Raw genomic sequence first — 16,086 nt, forward strand, 5'->3', positions numbered from 1 at the left:
CGCGCCAGAACGCGTCCGCCGCCTCCAGCACCAGAACGCGCGCCCCCTCCCGACGCGCCGAGATCGCCGCGCACAGCGCCGCATTCCCGCCCCCGATCACAAGCACGTCGTAGGGCCGATCCGGATCCGACATTGTTCAGGCTATCCCGCGTCCTGCAGCGCTGCTCAACCGTTCCCCCGCACGACCTTGTCCCACTCGGGGCAGGCACGCTGCTCGACGGGCACGAGCCATTCCGCGACGTTCGCCCGGTCGATGATGCGCACGGGCAGCATGATCTCCTTCGGGACCGGCTGGCCGCGCAGGTGACGGATCGCGGCCTCGGCCGTGAGGCAGCCGAGCACGAGCCCGCTGTAATCCTCGCTCGCCAGCATTCGGCCCTCATCAATCGCACGAGCGGCCTCCATGGTGCCGTTCAGGCCGACGACCTGCGCCTTTCGGCCGGCGCGGTCCAGCGCTGCAAGCACGCCGATGGCCATGCTGTCATTCGCCGCGATCACCCCGTCGATTTGCGGGTGCTCCGCCAGAAGCTTCGTCATCGCGCGGTCTGCATCGGCCGTCTGGTAGCGGCCATCGGCGGAGCCGAGCAGGCGGATTCCGGGATGCTCGGCGAGCGCCCGCTTGAACCCCCTCACCCGGTCGCGACTCGTCGGCGCCGTGGACGGCCCTTCGACGATGACCACGGTGCCTTTCCCGCGCATGTGCTGGAGCAGGTAGCGCGCGGTCTCATAGCCCATCTCCTCGTCATTGCTGCCCACGAAGGTGACGAACTCGCCGACCGCCATCTTGTTGACGAAACCGAGCAGCGGAATTCCCGCTTTGTTGATCTCCCGGACAGTCGGCTCGAGCGCCTTGTCGTCGGCCGGCGCGAGCAGGATGGCGCCCGGCTTCTCCCGGATGGTCGTCTCGAGGAGCGCAATCTGCTCGGGCGCGTCGTCCGGCTTGTCGGGCACGCGGTGCGTCGTCCGGGCGCCAAGGCGGGCGGCGGCGCGGTCGGCCCCGAGCCGGAAGGCGACGTAGTTCGGGTTGAGCTTGTTCTTCGTAAAGACCGCCAGATGCTCGCCATCCGCCTGGGCGGGCGAGCTCAGGATAGCTCCGGCGAGGAGTATCCCTGCGAGGCGTGATCCGAGGCCCATCATGACGCGTGCTCCCCCTCCGTTCTGGCTGATGACGGCCCGGCATCGGCCAGCCAGGCTGCGGCCGCCCCTCTCCCGGCGAGCCAGCCGAAGGTGAGCGCCGGACCGAGCGTGATGCCCGGGCCCGGATAGGCGCCGGCCATCACGGATTCCATGTCGTTGCCGCAGGCGAAGAGGCAGGGCACGGCCGAGCCGTCCGGGCGGAGCACGCGGGCATTCTCGTCCGTGACGATGCCGGCGGACATGCCGAGGTCGGCCGGCCAGACCGCGACCGCGTAGAACGGCCCATGCTCGATCGGGGCAACGCAGGGATTGGGCTTGTGGTCGGAGTCGCCGAGATGGCGCTGGTAGATGTTCTGCCCGCGACCGAATTCAGGATCCTCGCCCCGGCGCGCACCCTCGTTGAAGCCCGCGACCGTCCGGGCGAGCGCCGCCGACGGAACGCCGATCGCCTCCGCTAGCGCCTCGATCGTGCCGCCGCGCTTCAGGTAGCCGCTGCGGATGTCGGGCTCGACCGAGCGGGTGAAGGGTTTCACCTTGCCGAGCCCGTATTTCCAGAGGAAGCGCGCGTCGCAGAGGAGCCAAGCCGGCACGGCCTTGCCGCCGCTCGCGAGCTGGGCGCGGACGAACTCGTGGTACGATACGGCCTCGTTCACGAAACGCTGCCCATCCGCATCGACTGCGATCAGGCCGGGCTTCGCTCGGTCCGTGACGGTGTGCGGGAAAACTCCGGCGGTGCCGTCGCGGCGCGTAAAGGTCGAGGCCGGGACCCAGAAGGCCCCTTCCCCGGTCGGATCGGAGAGGCGGGCGCCGACCTCGGCCGCGAGCCGGGCACCGCGCGGCGCCGCGCCCGGCGCGACGGTCGCCGTGAGCGTACCTGCCGCGGATGGGACGTAGCGGGCGCGGAGATCGCCGCCATGCGACAGCCCGCCGGTCGCCAGGACGACACCTCGGCGAGCCGTGATCATCGTGCGCCTTCCCTCGCGGTCCTCCATCTCCACGCCCGAGACCCGGCCTGCCGCATCCGTCAGCAACCGCTCGGCCGAGACTCCGGTCCGGACGCTCACGCCGAGGTCGAGCGCGGATTGCAGCAGCCGGCCGGCGAGCGCGTTGCCGAGATAGAGGGTCGTGCCGCGGCGCGCGCGCAGGCGCTGCAGCGCGTAGGCCCCGATCAGCCTCGCGACATGCAGGGCGGAGCGCAGTGAGCGGCCGGCGCGCCGCAGATGCGGGATGTCCGCCCGGCTGATCATCATGCCGCCGAAGAGCGTGAATTCCGGCAGCGGATCGCGCAGCAGCGCGAAGGCGGGGCCGAGCGCCGTCGCGTCGTAGGGAACGGGCTCGAGCACGCGCCCTCCGGCCGTCGCGCCGGGCAGGTCGGGGTAGTAGTCCGGATAGGTCGTGACGGGCTGGAGCTTCAGCGCCGTGCGGGCCTCGAGGTTGCGGATGGCCTCATCGCCATGCGCCAGGAACGCCTCGAGCCGGCGCCGATCCGAGCTTGGCACCGTATGCGCAAGATAGGTCCGCGCCGCATCCAGCGTATCCGGGCGGCCGGCAGCGGCCATCTTGCCGTTCGCCGGGATCCAGACCATGCCGCCCGAGATCGCCGTGGTGCCGCCGACGACCGGCGCCTGCTCCAGGAGCAGCACCGAGCAGCCTTCCGCGGCGGCCGTGCAGGCGGCCGCCATGCCGCCCGCGCCGGCGCCCACGATGACGACGTCGAAGGCTTCGCCCGCCACGCTATGGTCGGCTGCGCCCCTCACGCCATCCCGCCATTCGGCTGCACGACCTGGCCGTGCACCCAGGAGCTTTCATCCGACAGGAGGAAGCGGACGACGTTCGCGACCTCGTCGGGCCGGCCGATCCGGTTGAAGGGGCTGAAGGCGGCCATGCGCTGCTTCATCTCCTCCGTCTTGCCGGCATTGAAGAGGTCCGTATCGACGGGGCCCGGCGCGACCGCGTTCACGCGCACGCCGCGGCCTGCGAGCTCCTTGGCCATGGAGCGCACCATGCTTTCGACCGCAGCCTTGGTCGCCGTGTAGGGCCCGGTGCCCGGCACGGCATGGCGGACCAGCGAGGTCGTGAGCGCCACGATGCCGCCACCGTCCTGCACGCGGCGTGCAGCCTCGGCCAGGAGGTTGAAGGCGCCGACGATGTTCACCTCGACGAGTTGCCGGAAGTTCTCCGGGCTGAACTGCGCCATCGGGGCGCCCGGGACGTTGATCCCGGCATTCACCACGACCGCGTGCGGCGCGGCGCCGAAATCGGCCTGGACCTGGTCGAAGACGCGCGCCACGGCGGCGGCATCCTGGATGTCGACCGCGTAGCCGCGATGGGACGAATTCTGCGGCGGCTTCGACACATACGTGAAGGCGACCTGCCAGCCGGCGGACGCGAGGGCCTCGACGCAGGCCGAGCCGATGCCGCGCGAGCCGCCGAACACGAGAGCGATGCGGGATGAGGTCATGATGATGTTTCCGAGGAGGTGGGGAGAGGTCTGGCGGAGCCGGCGCGGGTCGCGGCGATCGTCGCCTCGATCCCGGCCTGGATGTCGTAGCGGGGCGCGTAGCCGAGCTCGGCTTGGGCGCGGCCGATGTCGAGCGCGCCCTTCCTGGCGCTCGGTACCGTGCCGCCGTGCCGGTAAGGCGCATCGCCGACGGTGATGCGCGCGCCCGGAATGGCACGGTTCACCGCCTCCGCCGTGTCGGCGAGCGTCGGGGCCGAGCCGGTCGCGATGTTGTAGGCGTCGAAGCGGTGCTTCGGCTTGTCGAGCGCCAGGATGACGCCCGCGACCGTGTCGGCGATGTAGACCTGATCGACCGCGAAGCTCGCGCCCTCGGGCAGATGGAAGGGCTCGCCGCGAAGCGCCGCCTCCACGAAGGTCCGCGGCATGCGCAGGCGCGGCAGGTGCGGGCCATAGACCCAGCAGGTCCGCACGTTGATGCATTCGAGCCCGTGGTCGCGCGAATAGACGCGGCCGTAATGCTCGGTGGCGAGCTTCGTCAGGCCGTAGACGCTGAGGGGCTTCTGCGGATGGTCCTCGTCGATGACCGGCGCCTGGAAGTCGCCATAGGTCTCCTCCGTGCTGATGTGGACCACGCGCCTGATGCCCGTGAGCCGCATGGCCTCGAAGAGGTTGACCGAGCCCTCGACGTTGACACGCATCGCCTTAATCGGGATGTCCGCGGCCGGCGTGACGCCGACGATCGCGGCCGTGTGGATGACGGCGTCCGGCTTGTGCTCCTGGAGCAGTCGCAGGACCTGGTGCCATTCGGCAAGGTCGGCGACCGCGAGGGTCAGGCGCGGCTCGCGCGCCGCAAGCGCCGCCATCGCCGGCGGCACGCCGAGATCGGCCGCGACCACCGCGTCGCCGCGCGCCAGCAGGGTGCGGACGATCTCCGCGCCGAGCCAACCGCAGCCGCCCGTCACCAGGATCTTGGGAGCCATCCCACCCGTCCCGTCAGCGGGGCTCTTCGTCGGTCGGCGGGCTCGTGATCACCAGGAAAACGAGCGGGTCGATCCCGGTGTTGTGGAACTCGTGCACCACGCCCGGCGGGATGAAGGTCACGTCGTTGGCACGGACCAGGTGGCGCTCGCCATCAAGGACCAGAATGCCCTCGCCGGAGAGCACGTGGTAGATCTGCTCCTGCACCTTGTGGACGTGGCTCTCCACATGCGCGCCCGCCTCGTAGGTCGAGATGCGGTGGTCGAAGAAGCGGCTGCCGACGGTCGCGGGCGTGACGATCGCCTTGGAGAGCGCCTGGTTGTAATGGCCCGGATACTGGATCCAGGGCAGTTCGGCGAGGTTGCGCGTCACCGCCCGCTTCTCCTCGGTCGCGCGAGCGAAGGCATTCGGTTCGGGAACGATGCGGGCCATGTGATACCTCTCAGGGAGCGTGCGGCAGGTGATCGGCGATCAGGTGCCGCTGGTCGTATTGAGCAACGAAGCCGAGCCGCTCGGCCGCGTGGGTCAGGTCGTAGAGCGGCGCGAACGGGTTTCGCGCGAAGATCTCGGGATCGCGGATCTCGACGGCATCACCGTGCAGGCGACGGAGACGGTCGAGCGTCGGCTCGGGCGAGAGCGTGACCCGGGCGGACAGGAAAAAGCGCTCGAAGGCGCCCGGCGTCATGTCGAGCTCGAGCGCGAGCCGGAAGGCACGGGCGAGGTCGCGGGGATCGATGTGGTGGTGCAATGGGCCGCCGCCGGCCGATGACGGACCGCCAACCGCCGGGCCGCGGTACCTGTCCGGGTCCTTCGCGCGCGCCGCTATTTCCCCTGCCATCTCGGGATAGGCCACGAAGACGGTCCGCATCGCGACGACCGACATGCCGCGCAGCGCGAAGGCGCGGCAGAGGTCCTCGCCCAGGACCTTGCTGATCGCATATGGGTCGGTCGCATTCAGCGGGTGCTCGAGGTCGACGGGCGCGTAGCGGGGCGGGAGCATCCGGCCCTCGCGGACCGTGTAGCCGACCACCGAGTCGCTCGAGCAGAAGACGACGCGGCCGATGCCGGCCGCCTCCGCAGCCTCCAACACCGTGTAGGTGCCGAGCGTGTTCACGCGCATGATGGTCTGGCCGTCGCCGGACCAGATGTTCGGGACGGCCGCGATGTGGAGAACGGCGCCTGCGCCAGCGGCCGCCTTCCGCAGCGCCTCCGGGTCCGTCACGTCCGCGACGTGCCACTCGATCGGCGCCTGGCCGGGGTGGCGGTCGAGACCGCGGACGGCATAGCCATGCGCCAGGAGTTCGTCGACGACGAAGCGGCCGAGCAGCCCCGCAGCGCCCGTCACGAGGATCAGGCGGCTCATGCGGCGCTCCGAGCCGGCAGCGGGGCGAAGCCGATCCGGGCCAGCGCCGCATGGCTGTCGAGGATCGCGCCTTCGGGATCGTCGGCCCCGATGATCTCCATGATGCAGGGACCCGCGAACCCGGCCTCGGCCAGAGCCGGCGGGAGCTCGGCGAAGGGCACCGTGCCGGTCCCGACCGGATCGTGCTTCCAGACGGTCCGGCCGGTATCGGAGAGGTGGAAGATGCGAAGGACGTCGGCGAGCTGCCGGATGCCGGCGGCTGGCGACTCGCCGATGAAATGCGCGTTCGCGGCGTCGTAGCACACGCCGACCCGATCGGTGCCGAAGCTGCGGACGAAGCTCCCCAGCGAGGCGGCATCCGGAAAAGCCGCGACGGGTACGTTCTCGATCGCGAGACGGACGCCGCGCCTCTCTGCGTGCGGCAGGAGCGCCTCGATGCTCTCGCGCATCCAGGCGGTCCGCTTCTCCTGCGGCGGCGGAAAGAGCGGGCTCATCCGGCCGGGCACGGTGACCAGCCACTCTATGCCGAGATCGGAGGCGAGGTCGACGACGTCGCGGAACATCTGCACCGAGGCCGCACGCACGCGCGGAAAGGCGCTCGCGAGGTTCTGGTCGAGGCTCGGCAGGTTCAACGAGCAATCTCGCGCGCCGACCTCCGCGAGCAGCGCAGCAAGACGCCGCCGGTCGGCCGGATCGAACTCGTCGAGCGGCAGATGGATCGGGTGTACCATCAGCTCGAAGGTGCGGTAGCCGAAATCCGCCAGCCGGCGGACGCACTCATCCGCGGGCGTCGACCAGATATAGCCGTAGGTATTGACGCCGAGGGCCGGGCCGCTCACGCCGCACCCTCCATCCGAATGTCGCCCTCGGTCGGGTGGGCTACGCCCAACAGACGCTCCTGCAGGGCCGTGTTCGCGGCGAGATCGGCGGCGCTGCCGCCATAGGCGATGCGGCCGTTGACGAGCACATAGGCCCGGTCCGCCATCGCGAGCACGCTTTCGGCGTGATGCTCGACGATGACGAGGCTCGCGCGCGTGGTGAGCTTGGCGACCGCCTCGCGCACCTCCTGCACCACGGCCGGTGCAAGGCCTTCGAACGGCTCGTCGAGCAGGATGAGCCGGCTCGGCACCATGAGGGCACGCGAGATCGAGACCATCTGGCGCTCGCCGCCCGACAGGTTTTCGGCGCGGGAGCGGACGAGGAGACGCAGCTTCGGAAAGAGATCGAAGATCTCCTCCATCGTGGCACCGCCCGGCCGCCAGGCAAGCTTCAGGTTTTCCTGAACGGTCAGGTTCGGGAAAAGGCGGCGGCCCTCCGGCACGAGCGAGATGCCGAGCCGGTTGATCGCATCCGGCCGAAGCCCCGCCACGTCCCGGCCGTCGAAGACGATCCGGCCGGCGCTCGGCGGCAGCGTCCCCGTAATGGCGCGCAGCGCCGTCGTCTTGCCGACCCCGTTGCGGCCGAGCACGGCCACCACTTCTCCCGCGTTGACCGTGAGGTCGATCCCCTCCAGCACCGTGCCGCCGCCATAGCCGGCCCGGACGCCTTCGAGCTTGAGGAGCGGCGTCGCGACCGGCCGGGCGTCGGGAGCGGGTGCGGGATCGCGATGGACGCGCGCCGGCGGGGCCCCATGCGCCTGGCCGAGATAGGCCGCGATCACGTCCGGGTTGCGCGCGACCTCGGCGGGCTTGCCGTCGGCGATGAGCCGGCCCTGGTGAAGCACGGTGATGCGGTCGGACATCGCGAGCACGCGGTCGATGTCGTGCTCGATCAGCAGGACGGCGTGGGTGGTCGCGAGCCTGCGGATCAGCGCGCCCACGACCTCGCGGTCGGACTCGGCGAGGCCGGCGAGCGGCTCGTCGAGCAGCAGAAGCTTGGCATCCGTCGCGAGCGAGACGGCGATCTCCAGGAGGCGCTTCTCCCCGTGCGAGAGGGCCGAGCAGGGATCGGCCGCGCGGTCCGCCAGGCCGACGGCATCGAGCAGCGACCAGACGCGGGCGTTCGCGGCCTCGTTGGCGTAGGCGTCGCGCCAGAACCCCGACCATTGCCGCTCCGCGGCCTGGACGGCGATCCGCACGTTCTCGAAGGTGGTGAGGTTCGGGAACACGCTCAGGATCTGGAAGGAGCGTGCGACGCCCAGGCGGGCCCGGCGGTGCGGCGCGAGATGGTCGATCCGCTCGCCCTCGAAGGCGATCGTGCCGCCATCAGGCCGCAGGATGCCGGTCAGCAGATTGAAGAGCGTCGTCTTCCCGGCGCCGTTAGGCCCGATGAGGCTGTGCAGGCCGGTCCGGCTGACGTCGAGCGTAACGTCGTCCTGGGTGACGATGGAGCCGAAGCGCTTCGAGAGGTTGCGGATGGACAGGACCGGCGAGCCGTCCGCCGGTGCGGCGGCCGCGCCTGCGGGCCTGTAGGGCGGGATGGCCGCCGGTCGCGGCGGGGTTTCATCACGCGTGAGTGTCCAGCGGTTGCGGCCGAGCACACGCTGGAAGATGCCCTGGATGCCTTCAGGGGACAGCAGCCCGAACGCGATGATGATCGGCGCGAAGATGAGCCACCAGTTCTCGGTCAGCGCGCTCAGCCGGTCCTCCAGCACGATGAACGTGATCGCGCCCCAGAGCGGGCCGAGGAAATGGTGCACCCCGCCGAGCGCCGCCATGAGCACCGGGTCGCCGGCATGCTGCCAGCTCAGGTTGTTGGCATAGGCGCCCTGGAGGAGCAGCGCCATCAGCCCGCCGCCCACGCCGATCACGGTGCCCGCGACGACGAGCGCGACGAGCTTCGTCCGGTAGGTGTCGAATCCCAGGCTGACCACGCGCTGCTCGTTGTCGCGCAGCGCCTGCATCAGGCGGCCCAAGGGGGCGTGCGCCATGCGCCACATCACCCACATGAGGGCGAGGACGACGACCAGCGTGAAGACGTGGAAGGCGTTCGCGGACGGGAAGAGCGGCCGCGGCACATCCTGGATCCCGTTCTCGCCGCCCGTGACGGAAGTCCACTTGAACGCGATCTCGAACGCGATCTGCGAGCAGGCGAGCGTCAGGAGGGAGAAGTAGAGCCCGCGCCGCCGCAGGATCACGGCTCCGACGACGAGTGCGAGGACGAGCGAGAACAGCGCCGCGATCACGAGGCCGCTGATCTCGTTTCCGCCGAGCGCGCCCGCCGTGATCGCGAGAGCGTAGCTGGCGCAGCCGAAGAAGAAGGAGGCGCCGAACGGCACCAGGCCGAGATAGCCGATCAGGAAGTTCACGCCCGCGCCGTAGAGCGTGTAGATGGCGATCTGCGTGATGCGGTGGATCGGCATCCCGTAGAGGAGCGCGCCCACCGACGCGGCGCCGAGCACCAGCGCCAGGATGAGGATCGGGTGCTCCCAGGGGCGGCGCGCGCCCGGACGTGCGGGTGTCATTCGAAACGCTCCCAGCGCTCGCCGAAGAGCCCGCGCGGGCGCAGCAGCATGATCGCGAACATCAGCGCGTACATGGAGGCGGCGGCAGCCTCGGCCTTGAACTGGATGGTGAGTGACATGACGACCCCGACGGCGAGGCCTGCGACGACGGCGCCCCGGAAGGAGCCGAGGCCGCCGATCGCGACGACCACGAAGGCCGGCATCACGGCGTTGGCGGCCATGGAGGGCGAGACCGTCCAGAGCGGGGCGGCAAGCACTCCGGCGATGGCCGCGAGCGCGCAGCCGAGCCCGAACACGGCCGTCAGCACGCGCGGCAGGTTGATGCCGAGAAGCTCGACCATCTCGGGGTCGCGGCTGCCGGCGCGCAGGATGCGTCCGTAGGGCGTCCAGGCAAGGAAGGCCCACAGCCCGAGAAGCGTCGCGGTCGTCGCGCCGAGCACGGCGACGCGGTATTTCGTGATGAGAAGCGGGCCGATCTCGACGATGCCGGCGAGGAAGGGAGGCGGGTTGAACGGCTTGCCGTCCGCGCCCCAGACGTAGCGGATCGCCGCCTCGATCAGGAGTGCGAGCGCGAAGGTGACGATGAGGCTGAGCAGCGGCTCCTTGCCGTAGAGCCGGCGGATCAGGGTCACCTCGACGGCCATTCCGATGAGTCCGACGATCGGCGGGGCGAGGATGACGGCCGGCCAGCCGAAGAGCTGGAAGAGCTGCCAGCCGACATAGGCGCCGAGCGCGAAGAACGCGCCATGCGCGAAGTTGATGACGCCGAGGAGGCCGAAGGTGATGGACAGACCTACGGCGATCAGCACGTAGATGAAGCCCAGCACGAAGCCGTTGGCGATTTGGGAGACCAGAATGTCGAGCATGGAGACGACCAGGGTGACGGGGAGGGGCCGGCGCGAGGCCGGCCCCTGAGGGCGGGTGCCGTCAGAGCGGCGGCATGGAGCAGCCGATCTCTTCCTTGGTGCCGAAGGCTTTCTTCGTCTCCTCCTCCGTCGCGGAGGTATCCTTGATAAAGTCCATGTAGTCGAACTTGTCCGTGATCTGCTTCTTGACGCGCACGATCACGGCCGGGCGCACGAGCTGATGGTCCCAGTCGCGGAAGAAGAAGCTCTGCTCTCCGTCTGTGTTCTTCCAGTTCTCCAGCGCGGTCACGATCGCCTTCGACTCGGTCGACTTGGCGGCCTCGATCGATTCGAGCAGGGCGCGCATCGCGATCCAGCCGGACCAGGTCTTGTCGGACGGAGGCTGGTTGTACTTCTTCTGGAAGTCCGCGATCATCTTCTTCTCGGCTTCCGTGTTCTTGGGATTGTTGTAGTACCAGGGCTTGATGAAGATGCCGGTCGAGGCCTGCGGGCCGACGTCCCAGAAATCCGTGTCCGTGACCGCGACGGCCGCGTAGGGGATGCGGTCCTTCATCCCCATCTCGTTCCACTGCTTCAGGAAGTTCGAGAAGTCGCCGCCGACGAGACCGCCGATGAGGACGTCCGGCCGCGCCTGCCTGATCTTGAGGATGTAGGAGCTGTAATCGGCGGTGTTGACCGGCACCTCGTCGACGCCGACTTCCGTCAGGCCGTTCTCCTTGAGCAGCGCGCGCGAGGAACGCAGGATGTCCTGCCCGAAGGCATAGGAGGGGGTCAGGAAATAGACCTTCTTCCCGAGCTCGGCGACGTAGGGCATGAGGCCGCGCATCTGCACGGGCACGGTCGCCTGGGTGCGGAAGGTGTAGCGGTTGCAGTTCTTGCCGGTGATCTCGCTCGCGGCGGCGCCGGGCAGGATGAGCGGTATCTTCTCGCGCGCCGCGACGCTCATCATGGCGAGCGCGGAGGAGGAGTAGTTTCCGCCGACCACGGCCACGACCTTGTTCTCGTCGATGAGCCTCTGCATGTTCTGCTGCGAGACCTGCGGGTTCGGCTCGTCGAGCCAGGTGAGTTCGATCGGGCGGCCCAGCACCTTGCCGCCCGCCTGTTCGACCGCGAGCTGACTGCCGCGCTGCAGATATTCGCCGATCGAGGCGCCCGGGCCTTGCTTGGAATAGATGAGCCCGATCCGGACCGGACCCGTATCCTGCGCGAAGGCTCCGCCGGCGGACCCCGCGACCGCCAGCCCGGCTGCGCCCGCCACCACGGCGCGGCGCGTCATCTTTTCGAGACCTCTCATGTCACGTCTCCTCCGAGTCGTTGTCGAGTGCGCCCGCTTGCGGTGCGGGTTCTTCTAGGATGGCCGGTAGGGAGCGCCGAAGAGGGGCTCCTTGTAGGGAATGGGCGGCAGCTGCCAGGTGCCGGTGGAGGGCGGCCTGACCTCGGCGTCGACATGGACGTCGATCACGCAGGGCCGCCTGTTCCGGACCGCCGTCTCCACGGCGCCGGCGAGATCCTCGCTGCGCGTCACCGTGACGCCGTCCGCGCCGCAGGCCCGCGCCCAGGCCGCGAAATCCGGGTTGTAGCGCTCGCCGCCGGGGCCCTGGTTGCCCTTGTAGAAGGCGGTCCCGATCTCGCGGCCCTCGAAGAGGCCGTATTGCAGGTCGCGGATCGCGCCCCAGGCGAAGTTGTTCCAGACGATCCAGACGCAAGGAAGATTGTACTCGACGGCGGTCGCGACGACGTAGGGCGCCATCATGAAGCCGCCGTCGCCCACGACGGCAACGCACGGCCGGTCCGGGGCCGCGAGCTGCGCGCCCATGATACCGCAGACGCCGAAGCCCATGGAGGAATAGCCCCAGCTGTTCAGCATGCTCTGGGGCCGCTGCGGCCTCCAGAACTGCATGAACCAGTTGTGGTGGACGCCGGAATCCAGCGACAGGATCACGTCCTCGGGCAGCACCTTCTGCAGCGTGCCGACGATGTATTCCGGCCGGATGGGGGTGGTGATCGCGTCGAAATTGGGCCGCACGAACGCGTCCCACTCCTTCTGCCAGCCCGCCACTTCGGCGCGCCAGGCAGCCCAGTTCTCCGGGCCGAGGTCGCGGCGGTTCGGGATCGCCGCGAGGAGCTGGCCCGCGAAGGCCTTCGCGTCCGCGATGATGCCGAGCGTCGGCGGGTAGTTGCGCCCGATCTCGGCCGGATCGATGTCGACCTGGAGGAGCTTCGTCCTCGGAAAGTTCCACGAATAGCCGGGGTGCCAGCTCGAGGAGGAGCGGTCGTCGAAGCGGGTGCCGATGCAGAGCACGAGGTCGGCATGGCGGCCGGCCTGGTTCGCCGGATAGGCGCCGTTGCGGCCGATGAAGCCGAGCGTCAGGGGATCGTCGGCTGGCACGCAGCCCATGCCGTTCGGCGAGGTGATGACGGGGATCCCGAGCCGCTTCTGCAGGGCGGTGATCTCCGGCCCGGCCTCGGCGAGCGTCGTGCCCTGGCCGATGAAGAAGACCGGCTTCCTCGCCTCGGCGAGGAGGTCGAGCGCGCGGCTGACATCGGCGTCGCTCGCCGCAGGCCGGTGGCCCCCATGGACATGCGACGAGGGCGGCAGCTCGACCTCGTCCTCCTCCTGGAACACGTTGTACGGGATGTCGAGATTCACGGGCCCCGGCCGGCCGGTGACCATGGTGTCGAATCCCTGCCGGAGGGCGAGAGGCAGCATGTCGACCCGGCTCGGCTGAAAGCTCCGCTTGACCACCGGCCGCAGCACCTGGGCGAAGTCCGCCTGGTTGTGCGTGTAGAGCTCCTGGAAGGGCGCCCGGTTCGCCTGCGAGGTCGGCACGTTGGCGGTGATCGCCATGAAGGCGGACGAGTCCGAGAGCGCGGTCGCGAGCGACATGACCATGTTGGCCGAGCCCGGGCCGGTGGAGGTCAGCGTCGCGACGGGCTGGTGCTTCACCCGGAAATACGCGTCCGCCATATGCCCGGCGCATTGCTCGTGCCGGGGGGAGACCAGGGTCACCCTGTCGCGGACGGCGTGCAGCGCATCCAGAATGCCGACATTTCCATGGCCGCAGATGCCGATGACGTACGGCACCTTCTGCTTGACGAGGTATTCGGCGATGACCTCGCCGCCCTTCATCCGAGACATGACAAACCCTTCTCTCGCACCCGCCGGTCAGGCGAGCAGCGTCACCATACGCTCTTCGCTCATTTCCCGGACGGCGTAGCGGGGACCTTCGCGGCCGAAGCCGCTGTCCTTTGTGCCGCCATAGGGCATCGCGTCGACACGCGAGCTCGGCGTCTCGTTGATGTGGACGCCGCCGACCTCCAGCCGGCGCGCGGCCTGGAGCGCCGTGTCGAGGCGATTGGTGAAGATCCCCGTCGCCAGGCCGTAGGGCGTGGCATTCACCCGCCTGATCGCCTCGTCGATCGTGTCGAACGGGGCGATGCACATCACCGGTCCGAAGACCTCCTGACATCCGAGCGGGGTCGAGGGATCGACGTCGGCGAGAAGCGTCGGCGGCACCACAGCGCCTTGCCGCACGCCTCCGGTCAGCCTTCTTGCGCCCGCTTCGACCGCCCGGGCGATCCAGGACTCGATGCGCTCGGCCGAAGCCTCGCTGATTACGGGTCCGACGACCGTGCCGTTCTCGCCCGGGTCGCCATAGGGAAGCGCCCCCACCAGGGAGGTCAGCCGCGCCTCGACTTCAGGCACAAGCGGACGCTCCACGAGGAGCACCTGGATCGACGTGCAGACCTGGCCGGCCTTGCGGAACCCCGCATTCACGACCTTGGGCAGCGCCCGGTCCAGATCGGCGTCTGCGCAGATGACGCAATGGGCGATGGAGCCGAGCTCCATCTGGGTCCGCCGCAGCCCGGCCCGTTCCTGGATCGCCCGGCCTGCTTCGGTGCTTCCGGTGAACGCGTAGAACCGCACCGCTGGCTCATCGAGAAGCCAGTACACCACGTCCGGGCCGCCATGAAGGACGGAGATGAGCCCGGCCGGCAGACCGGCCTCGATCAGGACCTCCGCCACGACGCAGGACGACACCGGCGTGTGCTGGGACGGCTTCAGGACCACCGCATTTCCCGCCGCAAGCGCCGGTCCCACCTTGTGGGCGACCGTGTTCAGGGGCGCATTGAACGGCGTGATGGCGCACACGACCCCGAGCGGGACCCGCAGCGTGAAGCCGATCCGGCCGCGCTGTCCGCCCGCGCCTTCGAGCGGCACCAGCTCACCCGCGAAACGGCGCGCCTCCTCCGCAGAGAGCCGGAACGTCATGGCGCAGCGACGGATCTCGCTCGCCGCATCGGCGCGGGGAAATCCCGCCTCGCGGCGAAGGATCTCGACCAGTTCGTCGCTGCGGCCTTCCATGAGATCGGCCGCACGATCCAGGATGGCGCCCCGGGCGGCGCTGTCGAGCGTGCTCGCCCGGAAAGCCGCCTCTGCCGCGGCGATGCAGGCATGCACCTGCTCCCGCGACGGAAGATGCACCTCGGCGAAAGGACGCAGCTGGTATTTGTCGAGAACCGGGGCCGTGTTCACGCCTTGGACCCAGCTGCCTCCGACGAGAAGCTGACCGGCGATCCCGGCATCCGCAGGTGGCGCATTCAGCGCTGCATGCGCCATCGTCGACCGTCCTCCCTTCGCCTCGTCCCGAGCTTGCCTTGTGCTTTAGGAGCTTGGGTCTGCGCGCGAAAATACGGATTTCGGTTGCCCGCTATAAGCTCAGCCTATAGCTCTCCGGCCGCCATGGATTTCCGCCAGCTCCGGTATTTCGCCCAGATCGTGGAGAGCGGGAGCCTGTCGAAGGCCTCCCGCACTCTGTTCGTCGCCCAGCCCGCCCTGAGCCAGCAGCTCGCGAAGCTCGAGGACGAGGTCGGCAAGCCGCTCCTGCAGCGCTCGACGCGGGGCGTCACGCCGACCGAGAGCGGGCTGGCGCTCTATCATCACGCGCGCTTCATGCTGCGGCAGCTCGAGCAGGCGATGTCGATCGCCCGCCAGGAGACGGGCGGCGTGCGCGGCATGGTCTCGATCGGGCTGCCGGCAACGACGCTGTCCGCTCTGGGCCTGCCGCTCGTGCGCAACATCCGCACGAAGTATCCGGGCATTCTCCTGAACGTCGTGGAAGGGATGAGCGGGCATCTGAGCTACATGATGCGGCTCGGCCAGCTCGATCTCGCGATCCTGTTCACCAGCGATGTCGCATCCGATCTCACTGCGAAGCCGCTCCTCGACGAGGAACTGTTCGTCCTGCTGCCGGCGAGCAGCAAGCTCGTGTCCCGGAGGCGCACGAACGTCACGATCGCAGAGGCGGCGGCGCTGCCGCTCATCCTGCCGACTGGCACGCATGGCCTTCGGCGGCGGATCGCGGCCGAGTTCGAGGAACGCAATCTCACGGCCCGCGTGGTGGCCGAGATCGACTCGCTGTCGCTTCTGATGAGCTGCGTCCACGAGGGCATGGGAGCGACGATCAAGCCCATCTCTGCGCTGCAGATGGAGGGAGCGCGCGGCAGAACCTGGCGGGCGCTGTCCGTATCAGATGCACGTCTGCGGCGGCGCAACTACATCTATTCGATCTCTTCCGACCGATTGTCGCCGGCGGCTTCGGTCGTCGCGGCCGAGCTCCGCGACACCGCCGAGCAGCTGGTCACCTCGGGCGAATGGAAAGGCGTGTGGCTGGTCGGGTGAGCCGGCCCTTGAACGTCCGATCGTTTTTGCCCATTCGGCAGGCTGCATACGGGAAGCGGTCGCTTCTGGAGTTGGAGTTGCCCCGTTTTCGTGGACAGTGACGGGGTTGGGTCTCAGCTCTCGGATATCATCTTCATCTCGTAAGCAATCGGGGAGAGGTAGCCCAAGGCCGAGTGCCGCCGGCCCGGGTTGTAC

Annotated in this window: 14 protein-coding genes; 1 reads left to right on the forward strand and 13 read right to left on the reverse strand. The window is 69.2% G+C overall.

Translation table 11 applies throughout. The features are described 5' to 3' along the window. The 13 genes from HJG44_RS23210 to HJG44_RS23270 all read right to left on the reverse strand — a co-directional run. The coding region (locus HJG44_RS23210; protein WP_171220792.1) for an FAD-binding protein at window positions 1–133 on the reverse strand (133 nt) is incomplete at its 3' end. 32 nt (window positions 134–165) lie between these two features. After that, window positions 166–1,137, reverse strand: a complete 972-nt coding sequence (locus tag HJG44_RS23215) for a sugar ABC transporter substrate-binding protein (protein ID WP_171220793.1) — start codon at window positions 1,135–1,137, stop codon at window positions 166–168. After that, window positions 1,134–2,894: an FAD-dependent oxidoreductase gene (locus tag HJG44_RS23220; RefSeq protein WP_346767248.1), complete on the reverse strand. Its 1,761-nt coding sequence runs from the start codon at window positions 2,892–2,894 to the stop codon at window positions 1,134–1,136. Before HJG44_RS23220 ends, HJG44_RS23215 begins: the two co-directional genes overlap by 4 nt. Beyond that, window positions 2,891–3,598 (reverse strand): SDR family NAD(P)-dependent oxidoreductase, encoded by a 708-nt coding sequence (locus tag HJG44_RS23225; protein ID WP_171220794.1) that lies wholly within the window; start codon window positions 3,596–3,598, stop codon window positions 2,891–2,893. Before HJG44_RS23225 ends, HJG44_RS23220 begins: the two co-directional genes overlap by 4 nt. Continuing rightward, complete coding sequence (locus HJG44_RS23230; RefSeq protein ID WP_171220795.1) at window positions 3,595–4,578, reverse strand: NAD-dependent epimerase/dehydratase family protein; 984 nt, start codon at window positions 4,576–4,578, stop codon at window positions 3,595–3,597. The genes HJG44_RS23225 and HJG44_RS23230 overlap by 4 nt, the downstream gene beginning before the upstream one ends. A 13-nt stretch (window positions 4,579–4,591) precedes the next feature. Then, entirely contained in the window at window positions 4,592–5,008 is a 417-nt protein-coding gene (locus HJG44_RS23235; RefSeq protein ID WP_171220796.1) for a cupin domain-containing protein, read from the reverse strand. Between the two features lie 10 nt (window positions 5,009–5,018). Beyond that, the gene (locus HJG44_RS23240) at window positions 5,019–5,939 is read right to left on the reverse strand and encodes an NAD-dependent epimerase/dehydratase family protein (RefSeq protein ID WP_171220797.1); all 921 of its coding nucleotides are present in this window, start codon (window positions 5,937–5,939) and stop codon (window positions 5,019–5,021) included. Next, entirely contained in the window at window positions 5,936–6,778 is an 843-nt protein-coding gene (locus HJG44_RS23245) for a TIM barrel protein (protein ID WP_171220798.1), read from the reverse strand. The genes HJG44_RS23240 and HJG44_RS23245 overlap by 4 nt, the downstream gene beginning before the upstream one ends. Beyond that, window positions 6,775–9,342, reverse strand: a complete 2,568-nt coding sequence (locus tag HJG44_RS23250; RefSeq protein WP_171220799.1) for a branched-chain amino acid ABC transporter ATP-binding protein/permease — start codon at window positions 9,340–9,342, stop codon at window positions 6,775–6,777. The genes HJG44_RS23245 and HJG44_RS23250 overlap by 4 nt, the downstream gene beginning before the upstream one ends. Beyond that, window positions 9,339–10,208, reverse strand: a complete 870-nt coding sequence (locus tag HJG44_RS23255) for a branched-chain amino acid ABC transporter permease (protein WP_171220800.1) — start codon at window positions 10,206–10,208, stop codon at window positions 9,339–9,341. The genes HJG44_RS23250 and HJG44_RS23255 overlap by 4 nt, the downstream gene beginning before the upstream one ends. Before the next feature lie 61 nt (window positions 10,209–10,269). Continuing rightward, window positions 10,270–11,502, reverse strand: a complete 1,233-nt coding sequence (locus tag HJG44_RS23260) for an ABC transporter substrate-binding protein (RefSeq protein ID WP_171220801.1) — start codon at window positions 11,500–11,502, stop codon at window positions 10,270–10,272. 54 nt (window positions 11,503–11,556) lie between these two features. Beyond that, on the reverse strand, window positions 11,557–13,347 hold the full coding sequence (locus HJG44_RS23265; protein ID WP_171220802.1) for a thiamine pyrophosphate-binding protein: 1,791 nt from the start codon (window positions 13,345–13,347) through the stop codon (window positions 11,557–11,559). Window positions 13,348–13,374: 27 nt separating this feature from the next. Next, window positions 13,375–14,829 (reverse strand): aldehyde dehydrogenase family protein, encoded by a 1,455-nt coding sequence (locus tag HJG44_RS23270; RefSeq protein ID WP_171220803.1) that lies wholly within the window; start codon window positions 14,827–14,829, stop codon window positions 13,375–13,377. A 123-nt stretch (window positions 14,830–14,952) separates the two neighbouring features. Between HJG44_RS23270 and HJG44_RS23275 the strand changes: the two genes are divergently transcribed. Then, window positions 14,953–15,891: a LysR substrate-binding domain-containing protein gene (locus HJG44_RS23275; protein ID WP_171220804.1), complete on the forward strand. Its 939-nt coding sequence runs from the start codon at window positions 14,953–14,955 to the stop codon at window positions 15,889–15,891. Window positions 15,892–16,086 lie beyond the last annotated feature (195 nt).

The sequence above is a fragment of the Enterovirga aerilata genome (genome assembly GCF_013044135.1).
Taxonomy (GTDB): Bacteria; Pseudomonadota; Alphaproteobacteria; order Rhizobiales; family Beijerinckiaceae; genus Enterovirga; species Enterovirga aerilata.